Origin of the sequence: Ruegeria sp. HKCCA5929, assembly GCF_013034525.1 — a bacterium.
Taxonomy (GTDB): Bacteria; Pseudomonadota; Alphaproteobacteria; order Rhodobacterales; family Rhodobacteraceae; genus Ruegeria.
On record NZ_WQGE01000002.1, the window covers coordinates 400,074 to 420,676 of the forward strand.

The 20,603-nt window shown below is 57.9% G+C and carries 19 protein-coding genes; 9 read left to right on the forward strand and 10 right to left on the reverse strand.

Annotated elements, in window-relative coordinates; translation table 11 throughout:
- Window positions 1–29: 29 nt before the first annotated feature.
- The 3 genes from GOV90_RS06705 to GOV90_RS06715 form a co-directional block, all read right to left on the reverse strand.
- Window positions 30–2,942, reverse strand: coding sequence for a DNA translocase FtsK (locus tag GOV90_RS06705; protein WP_171095861.1), 2,913 nt, complete (start codon window positions 2,940–2,942; stop codon window positions 30–32).
- A 14-nt stretch (window positions 2,943–2,956) separates the two neighbouring features.
- Window positions 2,957–4,138: an aminotransferase class I/II-fold pyridoxal phosphate-dependent enzyme gene (locus GOV90_RS06710; RefSeq protein ID WP_171095860.1), complete on the reverse strand. Its 1,182-nt coding sequence runs from the start codon at window positions 4,136–4,138 to the stop codon at window positions 2,957–2,959.
- A 108-nt stretch (window positions 4,139–4,246) separates the two neighbouring features.
- Window positions 4,247–5,575, reverse strand: a complete 1,329-nt coding sequence (locus tag GOV90_RS06715) for an amidase (protein ID WP_171172829.1) — start codon at window positions 5,573–5,575, stop codon at window positions 4,247–4,249.
- Window positions 5,576–5,627: 52 nt separating this feature from the next.
- Between GOV90_RS06715 and GOV90_RS06720 the strand changes: the two genes are divergently transcribed.
- Entirely contained in the window at window positions 5,628–6,890 is a 1,263-nt protein-coding gene (locus GOV90_RS06720) for an FAD-dependent monooxygenase (RefSeq protein WP_253284806.1), read from the forward strand.
- Here the strand turns inward: GOV90_RS06720 and GOV90_RS06725 are convergent.
- The 4 genes from GOV90_RS06725 to GOV90_RS06740 all read right to left on the reverse strand — a co-directional run bounded on the left by GOV90_RS06725 (window position 6,887) and on the right by GOV90_RS06740 (window position 9,516).
- Window positions 6,887–7,072, reverse strand: a complete 186-nt coding sequence (locus GOV90_RS06725; protein ID WP_171095854.1) for a Trm112 family protein — start codon at window positions 7,070–7,072, stop codon at window positions 6,887–6,889. The genes GOV90_RS06720 and GOV90_RS06725 overlap by 4 nt on opposite strands.
- A complete protein-coding gene (locus tag GOV90_RS06730) occupies window positions 7,069–7,710 on the reverse strand; it encodes an LON peptidase substrate-binding domain-containing protein (protein ID WP_171095851.1) in 642 nt (213 codons plus the stop codon). Before GOV90_RS06730 ends, GOV90_RS06725 begins: the two co-directional genes overlap by 4 nt.
- Before the next feature lie 27 nt (window positions 7,711–7,737).
- The gene (trxA, locus tag GOV90_RS06735) at window positions 7,738–8,652 is read right to left on the reverse strand and encodes a thioredoxin (RefSeq protein ID WP_171095849.1); all 915 of its coding nucleotides are present in this window, start codon (window positions 8,650–8,652) and stop codon (window positions 7,738–7,740) included.
- Window positions 8,653–8,727: 75 nt separating this feature from the next.
- Window positions 8,728–9,516: an exodeoxyribonuclease III gene (locus GOV90_RS06740; RefSeq protein ID WP_171095848.1), complete on the reverse strand. Its 789-nt coding sequence runs from the start codon at window positions 9,514–9,516 to the stop codon at window positions 8,728–8,730.
- Between the two features lie 327 nt (window positions 9,517–9,843).
- On the opposite strand from GOV90_RS06740, the gene GOV90_RS06745 reads away from it, so the two are divergent.
- Together GOV90_RS06745 and GOV90_RS06750 are read left to right on the forward strand one after the other, a co-directional pair.
- The gene (locus GOV90_RS06745; RefSeq protein ID WP_216602367.1) at window positions 9,844–10,704 is read left to right on the forward strand and encodes a phage minor head protein; all 861 of its coding nucleotides are present in this window, start codon (window positions 9,844–9,846) and stop codon (window positions 10,702–10,704) included.
- On the forward strand, window positions 10,697–11,191 hold the full coding sequence (locus GOV90_RS06750; protein WP_171105859.1) for a hypothetical protein: 495 nt from the start codon (window positions 10,697–10,699) through the stop codon (window positions 11,189–11,191). The genes GOV90_RS06745 and GOV90_RS06750 overlap by 8 nt, the downstream gene beginning before the upstream one ends.
- 317 nt (window positions 11,192–11,508) lie before the next feature.
- Here the strand turns inward: GOV90_RS06750 and GOV90_RS06755 are convergent, their stop codons facing one another.
- Window positions 11,509–12,195, reverse strand: coding sequence for a response regulator transcription factor (locus tag GOV90_RS06755; protein ID WP_171096035.1), 687 nt, complete (start codon window positions 12,193–12,195; stop codon window positions 11,509–11,511).
- Window positions 12,196–12,357: 162 nt separating this feature from the next.
- On the opposite strand from GOV90_RS06755, the gene ribA reads away from it, so the two are divergent.
- Window positions 12,358–13,449 carry a GTP cyclohydrolase II gene (gene ribA, locus GOV90_RS06760; protein ID WP_171095841.1) on the forward strand — a complete coding sequence of 364 codons (1,092 nt, stop codon included), beginning with the start codon at window positions 12,358–12,360 and terminating at the stop codon, window positions 13,447–13,449.
- Window positions 13,446–13,946 carry a L,D-transpeptidase gene (locus tag GOV90_RS06765; protein ID WP_171095839.1) on the forward strand — a complete coding sequence of 167 codons (501 nt, stop codon included), beginning with the start codon at window positions 13,446–13,448 and terminating at the stop codon, window positions 13,944–13,946. Before ribA ends, GOV90_RS06765 begins: the two co-directional genes overlap by 4 nt.
- Here GOV90_RS06765 and GOV90_RS06770 read toward each other — a convergent pair.
- Window positions 13,930–14,589: a YggS family pyridoxal phosphate-dependent enzyme gene (locus GOV90_RS06770; protein ID WP_171095837.1), complete on the reverse strand. Its 660-nt coding sequence runs from the start codon at window positions 14,587–14,589 to the stop codon at window positions 13,930–13,932. The two genes, GOV90_RS06765 and GOV90_RS06770, sit on opposite strands and share 17 nt — an antisense overlap.
- A 101-nt stretch (window positions 14,590–14,690) precedes the next feature.
- Window positions 14,691–15,713: a porin gene (locus GOV90_RS06775; RefSeq protein WP_171095835.1), complete on the reverse strand. Its 1,023-nt coding sequence runs from the start codon at window positions 15,711–15,713 to the stop codon at window positions 14,691–14,693.
- Window positions 15,714–15,994: 281 nt separating this feature from the next.
- On the opposite strand from GOV90_RS06775, the gene GOV90_RS06780 reads away from it, so the two are divergent.
- From GOV90_RS06780 to holA, 4 genes are all read left to right on the forward strand, one after another.
- Window positions 15,995–16,480, forward strand: a complete 486-nt coding sequence (locus tag GOV90_RS06780) for a DUF3576 domain-containing protein (protein WP_171096032.1) — start codon at window positions 15,995–15,997, stop codon at window positions 16,478–16,480.
- A gap of 72 nt (window positions 16,481–16,552) precedes the next feature.
- Window positions 16,553–19,087: a leucine--tRNA ligase gene (gene leuS / locus GOV90_RS06785; RefSeq protein ID WP_171095834.1), complete on the forward strand. Its 2,535-nt coding sequence runs from the start codon at window positions 16,553–16,555 to the stop codon at window positions 19,085–19,087.
- Window positions 19,074–19,577: an LPS assembly lipoprotein LptE gene (gene lptE, locus GOV90_RS06790; protein ID WP_171095832.1), complete on the forward strand. Its 504-nt coding sequence runs from the start codon at window positions 19,074–19,076 to the stop codon at window positions 19,575–19,577. Before leuS ends, lptE begins: the two co-directional genes overlap by 14 nt.
- A complete protein-coding gene (holA, locus tag GOV90_RS06795) occupies window positions 19,574–20,602 on the forward strand; it encodes a DNA polymerase III subunit delta (protein ID WP_171095830.1) in 1,029 nt (342 codons plus the stop codon). The genes lptE and holA overlap by 4 nt, the downstream gene beginning before the upstream one ends.
- Window position 20,603: the final 1 nt, after the last annotated feature.

Below are 20,603 nucleotides of genomic sequence, written 5' to 3' on the forward strand. Positions count from 1 at the left end.
TAGGCCTTCTGCCCTTGTTATTAAATATCTTACTGCTCGGGGACGAGGATTTCCCGCTTACCGACGTGATTTGCCGCAGAAACAACGCCTTCGTCCTCCATCTGTTCAACCAGACGGGCAGCCTTGTTGTAGCCAATGGCAAGTTTCCGCTGGATGTAAGAGGTCGAGCATTTGCGATCCTTGATCACAATCGCCACCGCCTGATCGTACAGGGCATCCTCGCCGTTCGTGTTGCCACCGGTGTTCAGGCCCAGAACGGCATCGATGTTTTCAGCCTTTTCCTCGGCTGGGCCATCGACCACGCCGCTCATGTAGTCGGGCGGGCCGAACTGTTTCAGGTGGTTGACGATTTCCTCGACCTCCTCGTCCGACACAAAGGGACCGTGGCAGCGGGTGATCTTGGCGCCACCCGCCATGTACAGCATATCGCCCTGCCCCAGCAGTTGTTCGGCACCCATCTCGCCCAAGATCGTGCGGCTATCGACTTTCGATGTCACCTGGAAGGAAATCCGCGTCGGGAAGTTCGCCTTGATCGTGCCGGTAATCACGTCGACCGAGGGGCGCTGCGTCGCCATGATCAAGTGAATGCCCGAGGCCCGCGCCATCTGCGCCAGTCGCTGGATGCAGGCTTCGATTTCCTTGCCCGCGACCATCATCAAGTCAGCCATCTCATCGACGATTACGACGATATAGGGCATCGCTTCGGGGGCGAATTCTTCGGTCTCAAAGGTGGGCTCGCCGGTCTCATCATCAAACCCGGTCTGCACTGTGCGGCTGAACATTTCGCCTTTGTCCAACGCGTCCTTCACACGGCCATTGTAGCCCGCGATGTTGCGGACACCCATTTTGGACATCTTGCGATAGCGGTCTTCCATCTCACCCACGACCCACTTCAGGGCCACGACCGCCTTTTTTGGGTCAGTCACAACGGGGGACAGGAGATGCGGGATGCCATCATAAACCGACAATTCCAGCATCTTCGGGTCGATCATGATCAGGCGGCATTCATCCGGCGACAGCTTGTACAGAAGCGACAGGATCATGGTGTTGATCGCCACCGACTTACCCGAGCCGGTCGTACCTGCGATCAGCAGGTGAGGCATCTTGGCTAGGTTGGCCACAACGGATTCACCACCGATGTCCTTGCCCAGCGCCAGCGGCAGTGCGTGGTTGCCGTCGCCAAAGTCACGGCTGGCGAGGATTTCACGCAGCACCACCATCTCACGGTTTTCGTTCGGCAGTTCGATGCCGATGACCGAACGGCCCGGCAAGGTCGAAACCCGTGCCGACAGCGCCGACATGGAACGCGCAATGTCATCGGCCAGACCAATCACGCGGCTGGCTTTCAGGCCCGGAGCTGGTTCCAGTTCGTACATGGTGACTACGGGACCGGGGCGCACGCTGACGATCTCGCCCTTGACGCCGTAGTCATCCAAAACGTTTTCCAGCATCCGCGCGTTTTCTTCCAACGCCTCATCGCTCAGATGATGGCGCTGAATGCTGGCCGGGTTCGACAACAGCCCAAGCGGAGGCAGCTCGAAATCCGAATGCTTGTCCTCAAAAGACAGTGCCGGTTGCGCCTCGGCCTGCGCGCGGCGCGACGGCGGCGGTGTGCGGCGCACGGGCTGTGCGACCACGGGTTTGCGCGGCTCTGCCACTGGGATCTTCATCGCAGGGCGCGACTGCGGCACAGAGTCCTCCATGTCCTCGACAAGCGGCTCATCGTCCAGATCCGCCATAGGCGCGTATTGGTCTTGCTGGATCTCGGGCGCATACTCGACCGCGTCCGTATCATGCCACTCGGGCGCAGCACCCGCTGTCATCGGGGGTTCGGGCGGCAACCCGCTGGCGGTAACCGGTGGCTCGGCCGGCAATTCATCCGGCTGATGCGGGTTCAGGATCAGCGGGTCGGGTCGACGGCCGCGGCCTTTGGTCAAAGGCAGGCTCGGGTCCGGCTCGGGCGTCATCTCACCTGTTGCTACTTTGCGATTGCGCACAGCAGCCGAAATTTTTGAGCGGATGCGATCTTCGCCGGGCATTTCGTCAAAGCCCGCAATCGGTTCAGGATCGACCAGTTCCGGCTCTGGCATCGGTTCCGGGCGGCGGATCAACGACGGCATACGCGCCAGCAGGCCGGTTTTGGGCGCAGGTTCAGGCTCTTCTTCCAGTTCTTCAAAGACGGGATCGCCGAAGGCGATGTCATCATTCAAAACAGGTTCCACCCGCGCGGCGCGGTGTTCTTTCCATTGCGCCTGTCGATCTCGCGCAGCCTGCGCAGTCGCAGAGGCACCACGGCCCAGCAGATTCATCAGCAGGTCGTAGGCCATCACCAAACCCAAAAGGAACGCACGGAAGCCGCGTTTCACGTCGGCTTTAGTAAAGCCGAGAACAAAGATGCCCAGCGCGATCATTCCGACCGCCATGGCAAGAGACATCAGCTTCACCAGAAAATGCGAGGAGATCGGCAAAAGCGTCAGCAACGCGCCCATAACCGTGTCGCCGAACAGACCGCCCAGACCATAGCTGTGCGTCGCGCGCCATTCGGCACCGGGAACAAGGGTCGCAGCGTAAACCGAGACAACGGCAATCCAGATCGGGGCAAAAATCAACCGGGCAATGGCGCGGTCTTCACCGAAATGACCCGCGAAACGCAAACCCCAACCAATCAGCACGAGCGCAACACCCCAGCTGCCCCAGCCCACGATCATGAAAAGGGGCGCAGCGATCGATGCGCCTATCCGCCCCATCCAGTTCTGCACCGGCGCGTCGGTCGAAACCATCCAGTTCGGATCATCGGGGGTGTAGGACCAGATCATCGCGGCCGCAGCCAAACCCAGCAGGATAAGGGCGATGCCGATCAGTTCCTTGCTGCGTCGCTCCAAGGCGGCTTGCGTGGTGCTGTCCAACAATGGATCGCGATTGCGCGCGTTATATGATGCCATTTTGCCCTCGTACCTCACGAATAGATGCAGTCGCGGAGTGTGATCAGACCACGCTGCAACTCTGTTTTTGGGGCTACCAATGCAACCCGGATAAAGCCTTTGCCCGGGTTGTTCCCCGGATCACCTTGTGAAAGATATGCGCCCGGCAGGACCCGAACCCCGGTGTCCTTCCAGACCTTCAATGCGGTGTCTTCGCCGTTGTCGACCGGCAGCCACAAAAAGAACCCGGCCTCTGGCGACATGTATCCCTGCACGCCCGCGAACACCTCATCCGCGATGGCGTATTTTTCCTGATAGAGCGCGCGGTTTTCACGGACGTGTTCTTCATCTGCCCAGACCTTTGCCGCAGCGGCCTGCAAGGGCAACGGCAAAGGCGACCCGGCATAAGTGCGCAATTGCTTGACCTGTTTGATCGTCTCCGGCCCGCCCGCGATCAGCCCCGACCGTAACCCGGCCAGGTTCGAGCGTTTGGAAAGCGAGTTGAACAGCGTGATCCGTTCAGGATCAGCGCCCAGTTCTTGTGCGACGGTCAGAATACCTGTTGGGGCCGTGTCCCGGTAAATCTCGGAATAACATTCGTCGGCGAAGATGCGGAAATCGTATTGCTCGGCCAAACGGATCAATTCAGCCCAGTAATCGCGCGAGGCGACGGCCCCCTGCGGGTTGGCAGGTGAGCAGATATAGGCCACAGCGGTGCGATTCAGCACCTCAGCCGGTAGACCGGCATAATCTGGCAGATGACCGGTTGCGGCGGTTGCAGGCACAAAATAGGGCTGCGCGCCTACCGAAAGCGAAGCGACCATGTAGACCTGATAAAACGGATTCGGGCACAGGATGATCGGTTGCTGGCCGTTCTTTTGTTCCGGGCACAGCGCCATAGCGGCGTTATACAACCCCTCACGGGTCCCGTTCAGCGCCATCACGTTGGCATCCGGGTCCATCTGAACGCCATAGCGGTGATGAATCCAATCCGTGATCGCACCACGCAGGTCTTCCGAACCTTCGTTCGGCGGATAGCCCTGAAACCCAGAGGCGTTTTCCATTATGACATCTGTCACCCATGCCGGAAAATCATGCGTGGGTGCACCAATCGTCATGTGAACGACGTCACCGCCCGGCTGGTGATGATCCAACAGGGCGCGCAGACGCGGGAATGCATAAGCCGGTAGGTTCGAAAACCGCTCGGGGAAATCCATAATACTGCCTCAATATCGGGGTCATTTACGCCCCGTTTTTTTGGCAGATTACAGCCCGGGCCCCTCTTCGTCCAGACAAAGAGGTTCCGAATCAGGGGATTGTGGCATTCAGGCCAGTACCGCTTCTGCTGCTGAACCCAACCGCAAAAGGGCCTCTTCCGAGCCGGGATAACCCAACATCATCAACCCGCAACTGGGGGTTCCGGTGGGTAGGCTCAGCGCTGCAAGACCCATCAGATTGCCAATCCGCGTGTTGCGTAGGGCCAGTAGATTCTCGGTCACGTAGTAGTCGTGGTCGCTCATCAAGCGCTCCAGATTAGGCGGCAGAATCGGGGCCGTAGGGGCCAGAACCGCGTCAAACCCGGCGGTTGCTGCATCCCATGCTGTGCGGCAAGCCTTGAGCTTGGACCAGGCGGCCACGTAGTCGGGGCCAGAGAACCCCATACCAATACGGAACCGTTCAAGGATCTCTGGGTACATCGCTTCGGGGTTTGCCTCGATCACGTCGCGCCACAGCCCATAGGCCTCGGTTGTGTAGATGGTGCTGGTCAGGGTCATGGCCTCGTTCAGTGCGGGCACTTCCAACGGCACGATTTCAGCCCCGGCGTCTGCGAGTTTTGCAAGCGCTTCCTCGTATGCCTTACGCGGCGTGTCGCGCAGATCGTCTTTGGCGATGTTCTGCAAATCGGCAAAGCGTCGGCCTTTCAGCGACGCACCGCGCAGATCGGCTGGCGTTCCACCTTCGAGCAAAGCCAACATTTGCGCAGCGTCCTCAACCGACCGCGCCAGCGGCCCGACCGTGTCAAACCGCAGGCAGAGCGGTACGACACCTTCCAGACTGAGCCGCCCGGAGGTGGTTTTCAGACCGACCAGATCATTCCAAGCAGATGGGATCCGAACCGACCCGCCGGTGTCCGAGCCAATGCCACAAGCGGCCAAACCCCAAGCGACCGAGGTGGCTGCCCCTGAAGACGACCCTCCGGGCACTGAAGACTCATCGTTAATGCAGGGCGGTGTTTCAGTAATCGGGTTGAGGCCAAGGCCAGAGAAAGCCAGCTCGCTCATATGTGTTTTACCCAGACAGACGGTGCCCATCTGAGTCGCATTGCGCAACACCAACGCATCCGCATCCGGCACACGATCCTTTAGCAGCGCTGAACCCGCCTCGGTCACTGTACCCGCCGTATCGAACAGATCTTTCCAACTGATGGGGACGCCGTCCAGCAAGGACCGGCGCAGGCCCAGTTTGGCGCGCTGCTGGGCTGCTTCAGCCTCGGATCGGGCGCGCTCATGGGTGACACGGGCATAGATGCGGACCCGATGCGGATGAGAGTCGATGGCAGACAGGTAGGTTTCCGTCAGCTCAACCGGGTCAATCTGACCCATCCCAATGCCACGGCCCAAATCACACGCGGTCATGGTCAACCAATCCTGCATCTTTCCCCTCCTGATTTTTCGGCTGTGGGCGACGGTAGCGACAGGACTGCACATGGACAATCCCGAAAGGGCGCGCATATTGCAGGGCATGACACAGGCATCTGATATTCTGATCGTGGGCGGCGGGCTGAACGGCCCCGCTTTGGCTCTGGCACTGGCACAAACAGGTCACTCAGTCACGGTGATCGATGCGTTGGCTGAAAAGGTTCGCAAGAACGCCGCCTTTGACGGCCGTGCCTATGCGTTGGCTTTGGCCTCACAACGCTTGCTGGATGCGACAGGAGTGTGGGCGCACGTGGCTGAGCACGCCCAACCAATGCTGGAAATCAAGGTCACAGACGGTCACGCGGGCGCAGGCCCCTCACCCTTTTTTATGCATTTCGACCATGCCGAGATCGAAGAAGGCCCTATGGGGTATATGGTCGAAGACCGCCATCTGCGCCGCGCTTTTCTGGACGCGATGGCCGAGGAGCCACGCATCACCCAGATAAGCGGCAAGACAGTTGTATCCCAACAGAGCGACGCCACTGGGGTGACCTTAACGTTGGACGACGGCACAACCGTGGGCGGCGGCCTGCTGGTTGGGTGCGATGGCCGCCGCAGTGGCACCGCGTCACGGGCGGGCATCAAACGCACCGGTTGGGATTATGGTCAGACCGCGCTGGTCTGTGCCATCGAACATGACCTGCCGCACAATGGCATTGCACATCAGTTCTTCATGCCACCCGGCCCGCTTGCGATTCTGCCGCTGACCGGAAACCGCAGCTCTATCGTCTGGAGCGAGCGTACCGAGACTGCGGCACGGATCAACGCCATGTCTGAAGAAGATTATCTGCAAGTGCTATGCCCGCGTTTCGGCGATTTCCTAGGTGAGATACGCTTGGCAGGCGACCGTTTCACATACCCGCTGAACCTGACCATAGCCAATTCCTTCATCGGCGACCGCATGGCACTGGTTGGGGACGCCGCCCACGGGATGCACCCCATTGCCGGTCAAGGCCTAAATGCCGGCCTGCGCGATGTCGGGGCTTTGGCTGAGGTTGTGACACTCGCCGGGCGGCGCGGTGAGGATATCGGCTCGGTCATGGTGCTAGAGCGTTATCAGGAATGGCGTCGCTTTGACACCGCCTCGCTTGCGATGGCGACGGATGTCTTCAACAAGCTGTTTTCCAACGACAATCCCCTGCTGCGCCTCGGTCGAGATATTGGCATGGGCATTGTCGGGTCATTGCCCGGATTGCGCCGTGGCTTTGTGCGAGAGGCCGCCGGGTTGACCGGAGATCTGCCCAAATTGTTGCAAGGACGAGCAATTTAGTCGAGCTGCCGCGCCTCATCGATCAGCATGACCGGGATCCCGTTGCGAATGGGAAAGGCCAGCCCGGCAGCTTTTGACACAAGCTCTTGTTTTTCCGCGTCATAGTGCAGAGTGGTGTGGGTCTGCGGGCAGATCAACGCTTCGAGCATATGCCGATCAAAAGCGTGGTCAGAGTCGGTCATTGTAGTTTTTCCTCATTCGATCCGCCGCGCATGGCGAATTCAATCAGCGTCACCAGCGTCTCGCGCCGGGTGCGCAGGCAGGGGGCCTCCAAAAGCGCTTGTTTTTCTTCGGGGTCGAAATCCAAAAGCATCGACAATGAATTCACAAGCAACTCATCCTCTGCGTCTTTCATTGACTCCCAATCAGTCGACAATTGCCGGGACAAAAAGAAGCGTTCCAAAAGGGTCAGGAATTTTGTGCGATTGAACCCGTCGTCTTTCTCGGCCTTACCAAGATCGCGATCAAATCCATCCCACGAGACAGCACACCGGCGATAGGGTGTGAACGCGTCCAACTCTGACACAATGCGGAAGCGGGACACTCCGGTCAGCGTGATCAGATAGCGACCGTCTTCTGTTTCGGAAAACTGCGTCACACGCCCTGCACATCCAATGCGGTGCAGCTTTTTCTCGTCACTGACCGAAGGGTTCGGCTGAACCATTGCGATCAGCCGTTCCTTGGTTTTCAGCGCATCGTCCAGCATCTGTAGATAGCGCGGCTCGAAGATATGCAGAGGCAACGGCGACCGAGGCAACAGCAGTGCCCCGGGCAAAGGAAAAACGGATACCGTATCCGGCAGGTCGGCGGGATGCATCATGTACCCAATTCTAGCTCTGATCAGAGATTAGGCAAATATCATCGAGCTGAGTTTGCGGCGCCCGTTCAGAACGATCGGATCATTGGGCTTGAGCGCATCAAAAATGGTAAATAGCTGCGCCTTAGCTGCGCCGTCATTCCACTCACGGTCCCGGCGGAACAGCTCCAGCAGTTGCGACACTGCCTCCTCCACTTCACCGTTTGCGTGCAGGGCCTGGGCCAGATCAAACCGGGCTTGGTGGTTGTCAGGATCAGCCTCAACAGCAGTCGTCAGTTCAGCAACAGGGCCTGCATCCGCAGCCTGTTTGGCCAGTTCCAGCTGTGCGTGTGCAGCCTCCAGCTCGGCAGATGTCGAAATCTCGGCCGGGGCGCCATTCAGGATCGCCTCGGCCTGTTCCAGATCGCCGGTGGCGATATGCGCGCGCACCAAACCGCCATAAGCCGCCGCGTGGTTGGGGTCTTCACCCAAAATGGCCGAAAATGTCTGCGCCGCATCCGCAGCCGCGCCTTCGGTCAGCATTTCCTCGGCGGCTTGCACGGCATCATCCAGCTGACCGCCCGGGCTTTCACCGCCAGCCGCTTCGATTACACGGTCGACAAACGCCCTGATCTCGGACCCTGGCAGCGCGCCCTGAAACCCATCGACCGGTTGGCCCTTGAAAAAGGCATAGACGGTTGGGATCGACTGGATACGCATTTGCGAGGCGATCATCTGCGCCTCATCCACGTTGATCTTGACCATCTTCACCGCGCCTTTTGCGGCAGTTACGGCCTCTTCCAGCATTGGGCCCAAAGTTTTGCACGGACCACACCAAGGTGCCCAGAAATCAACGATAACGGGTGTTTCCTGCGAAGCTTCGACCACGTCGGCCATGAAAGTGGCCTCGCTCCCGTCTTTGATCAGATCGGTGGCTGGGGCGTCTGCGCCGTTCAGAAGGTCCATGGCAATCACTCTCTCGTTCGAACTTGCGCCCTATATGCAATCGCTTGCAGCAGAAACCAAGGGCAGAGTTACTTCTCAGACGTCAAAGGTCGCAAAGACCGGAGCATGATCGCTGGGCTTTTCCCACCCGCGCGCGTCTCGCAGGATGCGGCTGGAATGGCCTGCGTTGGAAATATCCGGCGTGGCCCAGACATGATCCAGTCGCCGCCCTTTATCGGCTGCGTCCCAATCACGGGCGCGATACGACCACCAGCTATAGAGCTGCCCCTCGGGAATATCCTGCCGCGTAATGTCGACCCAACCGCCTGCGTCCTGTGTTTCGGCCAAATGTTCAACTTCGATCGGTGTGTGCGAGACAACCTTGAGCAGTTGTTTATGCGACCAGACATCATCTTCACGCGGGGCAATGTTCAGGTCGCCGACCAGAATGGATTTCTGAGGCTTTTCCGCATGGAACCAGTCACGCATGTCGGTGAGGTAGTCGAGCTTCTGGCCAAACTTCTCATTCACCTCCCGATCCGGCACGTCACCACCTGCCGGGACATAAAAGTTGTGGATGGTAACACCGTTTTCCAACCGTACGGCGATGTGGCGCGCGTGGCCCAAACCGGCGAAATCCTTGTCGCCCACCTCCTCCATCGGTAGGCGCGACAGGATCGCGACGCCGTTATAGCCCTTCTGACCGCGTGCAACCATGTGGGTATAGCCCAGCTCGGCAAAACCTTCTGTCGGGATCTTTTCAACCGGAGACTTGCATTCCTGCAGGCACAACACATCCGGCGCTTCTTCCTGCAGCAATTTCAAAACGATAGGCTCCCGAAGACGGACCGAGTTGATGTTCCAGGTGGCAAGGGTGAAGGGCATGGGGGATTCCTTTGTCGCGGTTGGGCGGAGGTTAGCGTGGTGTGGGACGGGGTGCCATGGGAAAAGGCCCCAAAAGCCAGGTCAATGAATGACCGCTCTGCGGACTTTTCTGCCTTTCAATTGTTCACCTCAAAGGTCTGCTTCATCGAAGTAAACAACACTAGCCCACAAAAGCAGGTTCTTACCAGCCATTGACTATCGAAGGAGCTTTAGAGCTATGGTGGCGACTAGCGCATTTATTCAGGCTGATAAGCGCACTCATGGTTAACCATTTCTAAAATGCTGAACGGCACAATTGTGTGCCGAACAAAAGGCCTAGTGTGCGATGTGACCCTGATTGAACCCCAAGAATATCGAGAAGCCTTTGTGCAATATCTGCGCAAGGGCACGCCAATCCGTTTTGAGACGAAGAACGCCAAGCCTGCCACCCACTACATCTGGCGAACGCGACGCGATGGTAAGGTTCGGTCAGCACATGCCGAACGCGAAGGCCAGATTTTTTCATGGGACAATCCACCAGAAGGCGGACACCCTGGGGAAGACTACGGTTGCCGTTGCACGGCGGAACCATATTTCGCCGAGGTTTCCGAGTTTATGGAAATTGCCTTGCAGGGTGTCTCAGGTAGTGGTGCCGCTTGGAGCAGTAGTGATTTTGTGAACCACTATTACCGTGGCAATGGTCGAGGCGTCACTGTACGCGAGACCGGCCACCTTTCCGCAATCGTCAGTCAATACATGGCTTTGGTGGATAAAAACCTGAAAGACCAAGTTGCGAGGGCAGCTCGCGAGAAGCGCGATGGCAGTTTCTCTGATACGTTTTACAACACCTATGGCATGACAGGTGTCGTTTTCAGTATTGGTGATACAGTGATCGGCGGGGAATTTTCAGTGAACGTCGAAGAACAGCATGGTGTGCTGGCCGTTGGAGGCTCAATTGAGTTCTATTTGAGGGACGAATTTGCTGATCCGGCTGATATAGGTGTTGAAGTCATTGATCCAGGAGAGACGATTTTTGAGAACATACACAGTCCGCTAGATAACTACCTTCGGGGGCGCACCGGCCTTCCACCGCGTGGTCCTCAACGGCTCGGGATTCAAACTGGTGAACCGTATTCAATAACTGACGATTGGTCGGGAACCTTGAGAGGACAAATCTACCTAGACCCTGCGCGAAGTGCCTATGGATAAATTCCGCGTCCTTTTCGTTACCGGAACATGTGTTGCAATTTTTGCAATCGCCTTCTCTTGGGGTGTTCCAACACGCTGCGTTCAGCTTCCGAACGGTATGAATATCGGCAAGCAAGCCCTGATCGACCTGAACAGGCCATATTTCATACCCGATATTGTCCCAAAGTTCAGAAACGGACGTTCGCTACTACCTGGAGACGCATGGCCGTTCTTTACCACAGAAACAACAGTTCACGGGCTTGCGCTAGAAACCGATCCCGAAGATGATTTCTGGTTCGCATGGCGTGAAGACACTGGTTTGGTCCTAAAGAAAGAAAACCTTTCGCTTTATGAAACGCTCGTTTCCGAAGCTGGCGCACCGATGGGCAACAAAGGTATCAATGTCGTAGGTTCTCATGTCGTGATGATGGAACTGCAAAGACGACCGGAATATGCCAATCAAACGTGTCGAACGCGATGGGTAACAATCGGAACGGGTAATCTCTAGGCCGCAACCGCCTCAGCACTGTTTTTCACCATTTTTATATTCCGCACGGTGGTCGCGTGCCATTTGCCGCCCCGCGCGTTCAATTCCGCCGCGATCTGGCGAAGGGATGCAACACGGCCGACCTTCGCGCGTCGCGCAGCATAGTGCATTTTGGGCTCTAAGCAGCCATCTTGCCAACCACCCCACAAAAAAAGCCGGGCCATAAGGCCCGGCAGTCCAACAGGGAGGTGCATGTCATAACCCGGACATGCGCGGGTTGGGAGTAACCTAATTATGAGTACAGGGTATCACTTTGATCCAAGTCAATCCACACCCAGTTAAGACACCAGCCGATATCCACCCGATTCTGTGACCAAAAGGCGCGCATTGGACGGATCGGGCTCGATTTTCTGACGCAGACGGTAGATGTGGGTTTCCAGCGTGTGGGTCGTCACACCGGCGTTATAACCCCAGACCTCGTGCAGCAGCACGTCCCGCGCCACGACGCCGTCGGTCGAGCGGTACAGGAACTTGAGAATGTTCGTTTCCTTCTCGGTCAGGCGGATTTTACGGTCATCTTCGGTGATCAACATCTTCATCGCCGGTTTGAACGTATAGGGTCCAAGCACAAAGACGGCATCTTCTGACTGCTCATGCTGGCGCAGCTGGGCACGGATGCGGGCCAGAAGAACCGGGAATTTGAAAGGTTTGGAGACATAGTCGTTCGCACCTGCATCCAGCCCAAGGATGGTATCGGCGTCGCTGTCATGACCGGTCAGCATCAGGATGGGGCTTTTAACGCCTTGCTTGCGCATCAGGCGGCACAGCTCGCGCCCGTCGGTATCAGGCAGGCCGACATCCAGAATGACCAGGTCATAAATCGCCTCACGCGCACGTTCCATTGCCGAGGTCCCGTCAGAGGCTTCGAAAACATCGAAATCCTCGGTCATTACAAGTTGCTCGCTGAGCGCCTCGCGCAGATCCTCGTCATCGTCCACCAACAGGATTTTCTTGAGCTGAGCCATTTCCCGGTCCTCCAAACGCTTTTCCATCACTTGCGTGTGGAATACGAATTCAACAAGCTTTACTGCAATCGTTTCACGCCTTCGTGTCAGAGTTTGCAGAAATGTTTCACATTTCCTTTCGTAAGAGATAGGAAAAGGGCTGAACGTTGTAGGGTAACCTAGATGAGCCTCACCCCCGATATTTCTGAATTGCTGGCCCGCGCACGGGCTGATCTGCGTATGGGTGTTCCCGTGGCCCTTACAGATGACAGTGGCTACAGCGTACTTGCTGTGTCGGCGGAAACGCTCAGCCCGCAGCGTCTGGCCGATCTGAAGGCATTGGGAACGCCGGTTGTGGCCATAACCGGACGGCGGGCCGAGACGCTAAAGGCACGCGCCTATGACGGAGATCTCGCGCGGGTTTTGGTTCCCGCAGATGCGGATATTACCTGGGTTCAGGCGGTGGCAGATCCTTCGGACGACTTGAACGCGCCGATGAAAGGCCCGTTGATGACCGAGCGGCAGGGCAATGCCAATCTGCACCGTATCGCAATCGCGCTGGCAAAATCCGCGCGAATCCTGCCGGCAGCTGTGGTTGTTTCCATCGAAGACGGGCGTTCCTTTGCTGCCACGCACGGCCTGACATGCATCGATCACACGCGCGCGGCACCACATCTGGCAGATCGCAGCGCATTGCACGAAGTGGTTGCCGCGCGCCTGCCAATGGAAGTGTCAGAGGCCGGTCGCCTGCACATCTTCCGCCCTGAAGACGGTGGCGAAGAACATTATGCCGTCGAAATCGGCCGCCCGGACCGGGACAAACCGGTATTAGCCCGTTTGCACTCGGCCTGTTTTACCGGCGACCTGATGGGCAGTCTGAAATGTGACTGTGGTCCGCAGTTACGCGGAGCATTGGCGCAGATGGGATCTGAAGGCGCTGGTGTTTTGCTGTATCTCAATCAGGAGGGTCGCGGCATCGGATTGGCCAACAAAATGCGGGCCTATTTCCTTCAGGATCAAGGCTTTGACACGGTCGAAGCAAACCACAGGCTTGGCTTTGAGGACGATGAGCGCGATTTCCGGCTTGGTTCGGACATTCTGAAGTCACTGGGGTTTAGTTCAGTACGTCTTTTGACAAATAACCCTGCCAAGATCGCCATGATGGAGCGGACAGGGATCGCTGTAACCGAGCGCGTGCCTTTGAAAGTGGGTGAAACGGCTCATAACCGGGGGTATCTGGCGACAAAAGCCGCGAAATCGGGGCATTTGCTTTGACCCCCAGCGATCTTGTGCTGACCCCGCGTGGCGTTCGGTTTCTGGGCAGGGTTTTCCCTTGCACCATTGGCAAGGGCGGAGTGAGCAAGTTCAAGCGTGAAGGCGATGGTGCCACCCCCACCGGGCATCACCGGATTGTCGGGATGCTCTACCGCGCGGACAGGATTGCACGCCCAACGTACTGGGCGCACCCGATTGGCCCTCAGGATTTATGGTCGGATGACGTATCCGACACCAACTACAACCACATGGTGGCCGCGCCTTACGCCTTCAGCCACGAAAAACTGCAACGAGCCGACCCGCTGTACGATCTGGTTCTTTTGACGGACTGGAACTGGCCTAACGCCGTCCCCGGGAAAGGGTCAGCCATCTTTTTGCATCAGTGGCGCCGACCCGGATACCCGACCGAAGGGTGTGTCGCCTTTCGCCGAGACCACCTGCATTGGATCGCTGATCGCGTTGCCCCCGGAACCCGCCTGATTATTCCTGAGGTTTGACCCGTTCGCCGAAAATGGCCGAACCAACACGCACATGGGTTGCACCCAAGGCAATGGCTTGCTCGAAATCGCCACTCATCCCCATCGACAGCCCCTCCAGACCGTTGCGTGCAGCAATCTTGGCCAGAAGCGCAAAATGTAATGAGGGTTCTTCGTCGACAGGGGGAATACACATCAATCCACGCACAGGAAGATCAAGCGCTTTGCAATCAGCAATGAACTTATCCGCGTCGGCGGGAAGAATACCGGCCTTTTGTTCCTCTTCACCTGTATTGACCTGAATGAACAGATCAGGGCAGGTTCCCATCTCTTGCACCAAGCGGGCCAGTGTTTTGGCCAGTTTTGGTCGATCCACCGAATGAATCGCATCGCATAACTCCATCGCCTGCCGGGCCTTGTTGGTTTGCAACGGGCCGATAAGGTGCAGATCAATTCCTTCGAACTGCTCTTTGAAGGCCGGCCATTTACTGGCGGCCTCTTGCACCCGATTCTCTCCGAAACACCTGTGCCCCTGTGCCAGAACTGCCTGCACGCGTTCATTCGGCTGCACTTTGGACACTGCGATCAGTTTCACTGAACCAGCCGGACGCTCGGATTTGGATTCTGCTTTGGCGATACGTGCTGTGATGTTTTGCAGCGACATGGGATCCTCAATCTGTATTTAGCGCAGAAAAACACCAAGTCGGCACAAAAGAAAAGGGCGAGTCCGAAGACCCGCCCTCAAACCTTACGGTTCAGATCAGCTTAGAAGTTGAACTGAGCACCGAAGTCAGCAACGATGGTCGAGTCTGCGCAGATGTCGCAGTCGTTTACACCGATACCACCGCGCAGCGATGCACCGCCACCCAGGTCGTAGGTCGCACCAATGGCAACCTGCTGCAGGTCGAGATCGGCGTTACCGTCACCGTAGGTGAACAGCAGGGTGGTTGCAGCGCCCAGGTTGTAGGCTGCCGACAGACCCCATGCGGTGCCGTCAGTCAATGCGACCTCGGTTGCGTCGTCTGCAACGAACAGAGTACCCGAGAAGTCACCGAATTCTGCACCCAGGGTCAGAACGGTCAGGCTCGGATCGCTAACACCGGAAATACCAGCGTCGGTTTGACCATAGGCCAGAGCGGCAGTGATGTTGTTGAAGGTGTAGGTCGCGCTGATGTCCCAACGGTCAACGTCGGTTGCAACACCGTTCAGACCAATGGTGCCTTGGTCGTACGACGCGCCGAATGCAAAGTCACCAACCGAGTACTGGAAGAACACAGCGTTCGATCCCGAACCGGTCGACGAGTAGCCCAGGAAGCTGTAGTCAACACCCGAATACTGGCCTGCGAACAGTTCCAGACCTACTTCGTTGCCGTAGTAGTTTGCCAGGTTGTCGAAGGCACCTGCAACGTTGCCCGCGTCAACACGCAGACCGCCGAAGATGACCGAGAAGCGTGCGCCGTTCAGACCGGCCGAGTTTGCTTCACCAGTGCTGCTGTCTTCGTCAGCTTGCAGACGAACACGACCTTCGAAACGAACGCCACCGTCAGTTTCAACGATGCCGTCGATGTTCAGACGGAAACGCGAAACCAGGATTGCGTCGTCGGTGTCAACAACTGCGGAGTTGATGGTGGTAACAACGCCACCCGAAGTGGAGATGTTCGGAACGGTGCCGGAACGATCTTCAACGTAGCCCAGACCAAAACGGCCGTAACCGCTGAATTTAACTTCAGCTGCTGCAACGCCTGCGGTCGCGATCAGCGCCGTAGTTGCGAAGAGAACTTTTTTCATCTTGTTTCCCTCGGTTTCAAAAAGAGTTATCTACTCGACACATGCCTCGGCATATGTCTCAGCACGGACACCGTTTCGCTCTTTTTGCCCCCTTTGCGCAAGCTTGGCATAAACGCTGCGGTGTCATTGGGGGCAAATTGGTGCAAGGATGCCACAGTCCATTTCCCCCCAAGACCAGCCACCTACCGGGATTTCACAAGAATAGGCTTGTTGCAGCGGGGGTCCTTGGCTAGGAGTATCCCTTGAATACTGCACAACAAGTGAAACAGGACCTGTTTACAATGCGCCTGCCGACGATTTTGGGATTTATCATGCTGACCGCCACCATTTCGGCATGTGGGCAGAATCAAAGCGCCACGACGACTTATACGCCCAATCTCGCAGGCGGAAATTCCGACGAGCGTGAGTTGAATGACCCTAACCGCTCGACGATTTGGGACATTTTCGACCGCAGCACAGCCGAGCAGGTAACAAATGTGAACCGCTACCTGTGGGCGGCTTCGCTTGATGTGCTGAACTTCCTGCCTGTTCAAGAGGTCGACCCATTTACCGGAGTGATCGTAACCGGTTACGGCACACCACCGGGTGGAGGACGCTCTTATAGGGCCACGGTTCACATCAGCGACCCGGCCCTTGCGGCACGGTCATTGTCAGTTGCCCTGCAATCCAGCGGAGGCTCTCCGGTCAGCGCGGCGACGACGCGTGCAGTCGAGGATGCGATTCTGTCTCGTGCCCGCCAGCTACGCATCGCGGACAACAAGTTCTAGCAACCCGCCGAAAATCACACTAATACCACGCCGGGTTCCTACCCGGCGTTTTCATTCACGAAGGACCGCACGATGTCGCGCTACTCGGCCAACGAAATCGAAGCAAAATGGCAAGAGGCCTGGGACAAGGCCGGAATCTTCACCGCCAACCACAAGGCGGACAAGCCAAAGTATTATGTGCTTGAGATGTTCCCCTACCCCTCGGGCCGAATCCATATGGGGCATGTGCGCAACTACACCATGGGTGACGTGATTGCGCGTCACAAGCTGGCGACAGGACATAACGTGCTGCACCCGATGGGCTGGGACGCCTTCGGGATGCCTGCGGAAAACGCCGCGATGGCCATTGGTGGCCACCCCAAAGACTGGACTTACGGCAACATCGCCGACATGCGCGGGCAGATGAAGCCTTTGGGCCTGTCCATCGACTGGTCGCGTGAATTTGCCACCTGTGACCCGGAATATTACGGCCAGCAGCAGGCGTTGTTCCTGGATATGCTCGAAGCCGGGCTGGTTTACCGCAAAAACGCCGTGGTGAACTGGGACCCGGTCGATATGACCGTTCTGGCCAATGAACAGGTGGAAAACGGACGCGGTTGGCGTTCGGGCGCGTTGGTCGAGCGTCGCGAACTGACCCAATGGTTCTTCAAGATTTCGGACTATTCAGAAGAATTGCTCGACGCGCTGGATACATTGGACAACTGGCCCGCCAAAGTGCGCCTGATGCAGGAAAACTGGATCGGCAAGTCGCGCGGCCTGCAATTCGGGTTTGAACGCACCGATGGTGGCGACCCAATCACGGTTTACACGACTCGTCCCGATACGCTGCTGGGCGCGTCTTTTGTTGGTATCTCGCCGGATCATCCAATTGCCAAGCAGCTCGAGGCCGAAAACCCAGAAGTTGCTGAATTTGTTGCCGAATGCCGCAAAGGTGGTACCACCGAAGAGGCCATCGAGACGGCAGAAAAGCTGGGCTATGACACCGGTATTCGCGTCAAGCACCCGCTGGACCCAAACTGGGAGCTGCCGGTTTGGATCGCGAACTTCATCCTGATGGACTACGGCACCGGCGCAATCTTTGCCTGCCCGGCGCATGACCAGCGCGATCTTGATTTCTGCCGCAAATACGGTCTGCCGGTGGTCGATACGTTCTTTGCCCTCGAAGATGACACGCCGGTCGACAAAATCGCGTTCGTTCCGCCGAAAACCGAAAAAGTCCGCTGGGTGAACCATTTCGCAGGCCTGACCGAGGCCACCGGCGACGAGGCGATCAACGTGACCGTCGATTTCGCCGAAAAGGCCGGTTGGGGCGAAGACGTCACCAAATACCGCCTGCGTGACTGGGGCCTCAGCCGCCAGCGCTATTGGGGCTGCCCGATTCCTGTTGTGCACTGCGACAGCTGCGGTGTGGTGCCCGAGAAGAAAGAAAACCTGCCAGTCCGCCTGCCCGACGATGTGACATTCGACAAACCGGGCAACCCGTTGGACCGCCACCCGACGTGGCGCGACTGTGCCTGCCCGAAATGTGGGGCTCCGGCCAAGCGCGAAACCGATACGATGGACACCTTTGTCGATTCGTCTTGGTATTTCGCTCGTTTCACTGCGCCGCGCGCCGAAACGCCCACCGATCTGGCCGAAGCTGAATACTGGATGAATGTCGATCAGTATATCGGCGGCATCGAGCACGCGATTCTGCACTTGCTCTATTCCCGATTCTTTGCACGCGCGATGAACATAACCGGTCACCTGCCGAAAAAAGCCATCGAACCGTTCGACGCGCTGTTCACCCAAGGCATGGTGACGCATGAGATCTACCAGACTCGCGACGCTAATGGCCGCCCGGTCTATCACCTGCCCGAGGATGTGAATGACGGCAAACTGGCTGATGGCACTGAGGTCGAGATTATCCCTTCGGCCAAGATGTCTAAATCCAAGAAGAACGTGGTGGACCCGGTCAGCATCATCTCGGCCTTCGGTGCCGACACCGCGCGCTGGTTCGTGCTGTCCGATTCGCCACCTGAGCGGGATGTGGAATGGACCGCATCGGGCGCTGAGGCTGCATTCAAGCACCTCAGCCGTGTGCATCGCATCGCGTCGGAAATCGCCGATTCGGACGTTCCGGCCAATGCCGAGGACGAAGCCCTGCTGCGCGAAATGCACAAGGCGATCCACGACGTGTCGGGTGGCGTCGAATCCTTTGGCTTCAACGCATCGATCGCCAAGCTATATGCCTTCACCAACACGCTGGCCAAGTCCAAAGCTGGCACCGCGGCCAAACGCGAAGCAGCCAAAACGCTTGCGCAACTGATGTCGCCGATGACCCCGCACCTGTCTGAAGAGCTTTGGCAACTGCTGGGTGGCGAAGGTCTGGTGGCCACCGCAACCTGGCCCGTCGCGGATGAGGCGATGCTGATCGACGACACCGTCACCCTGCCGATTCAAATCAATGGCAAGCGTCGTGCGGAAATCAGCGTCTCCAAGGATCTGGCCAAGGACGAGGTTGAAAAAATCGCGCTCAGCACCGAAGCTGTGCAAAAGGCGCTGGATGGTAACGCGCCCAAGAAAGTGATCGTAGTTCCAGGTCGGATCGTGAATGTCGTTGTTTAACCGCAGGACCCTTTTGCTGATGCCGCTGGCCGCCTGTTTCCTTGGCGCGGCCTGTGGCTTCCAACCGGTCTACGCACCCGGGGGAACGGGTTCGCAACTCTACGGCAAAGTTGCTGTGTCCGAGCCGAACAATGTCGACAGCTATCTTCTGGTCCAGAATCTGGAACAGCAACTGGGTCGCAGCGCCGGTGCGGTCAGCGCGTACAAACTGGACGTGCGGGTCACGACCGTGACGCGTGGGGCCGCGATCACCACGACGAATGAAACGCAACGGTACACGATTGACGGGCGGGCCCAGTATACGCTGCGGTCCAACGAAACCGGACAGATCGTAGCCTCGGGCACGGCCTCCGACTTTGTGTCTTACTCCGCCGCAGGTTCAACTGTTTCCACACTGGCTGATGAGCGCGACGCCAAAGACCGCCTGATGGTTATTCTGTCGAGCCAGATCGTGAACCGACTGAATGCAACACCGGATCTGGCCACATGAAGCTGAGCCCGCGCGAGGCTGACGGATATTTCTCCAAGCCGGACGCGGACAAGACCGGATTGCTGATCTATGGCGCAGATGCGATGCGGGTCGCGCTCAAGCGTCAGCAGGTTCTAACAGCTTTGCTTGGCCCCGGTGCCGAAGAGGAAATGCGCCTGACACGCCTGCCCGGCAGCGATCTGCGCGGCGATCCCGCGTTGTTGCTGGATGCCGTCAAGGCCGTTGGGTTCTTTCCCGGTCCCCGCGCGGTATTTGTCGAAGAGGCCACCGAAACCGCAGCACCTTCGATACTGGCCGCGCTTGAGGATTGGGCCCCCGGAGACGCCCAGATCATCGTCACGGCCGGGCAGCTGAAACCCAGTTCGAAAATTCGCAAAGCGTTCGAAGCACATCCCGCGGCTTATGCGGTAGGCATCTATGACGACCCGCCATCCCGCGCCGAGGTGGAACGGATTCTGACCGAATCGGGCCTGAAGAATATACCGCGCGATGTCATGTCTGCCATCAGCGAGCTGGCCGTCAGCCTCAGCCCCGGCGATTTCGCCCAAACCGTTGAGAAACTTTCGCTTTACAAGCGCGGCGACAGTTCAGAGCTGACCATCGAAGACATCGAGGCTTGCGCCCCGCGCTCGACCGAGGCTGCTTTGGACGATGTTTTGAACGTAGTGGCCGAAGGCCGCGCGGGCGAGATCGGCCCATTGATCCGGCGCTTGCAGGCGCAAGGGACAAATGGCGTGACATTGTGCATTGGGGCCACCCGCCATTTTCGCACGCTTTATGCCTGCGCCTCGGATCCAGGCGGCGCGGCACAGGGTATCGGAAAGCTGCGCCCGCCGGTTTATGGCAAGCGGCGGGACCGTATTCTGCGACAGGCGCAGGGATGGGGTGCACCCAAGCTGGAAACTGCTCTGACGGTTCTAACCGACACGGATCTATCGCTTCGGTCTGCAGGTCAAACGGCACCCGCTATGGCCTTGGTGGAACGCGCCATGATCCGCCTTGCGATGCTGGCGCGATCACGTTGAA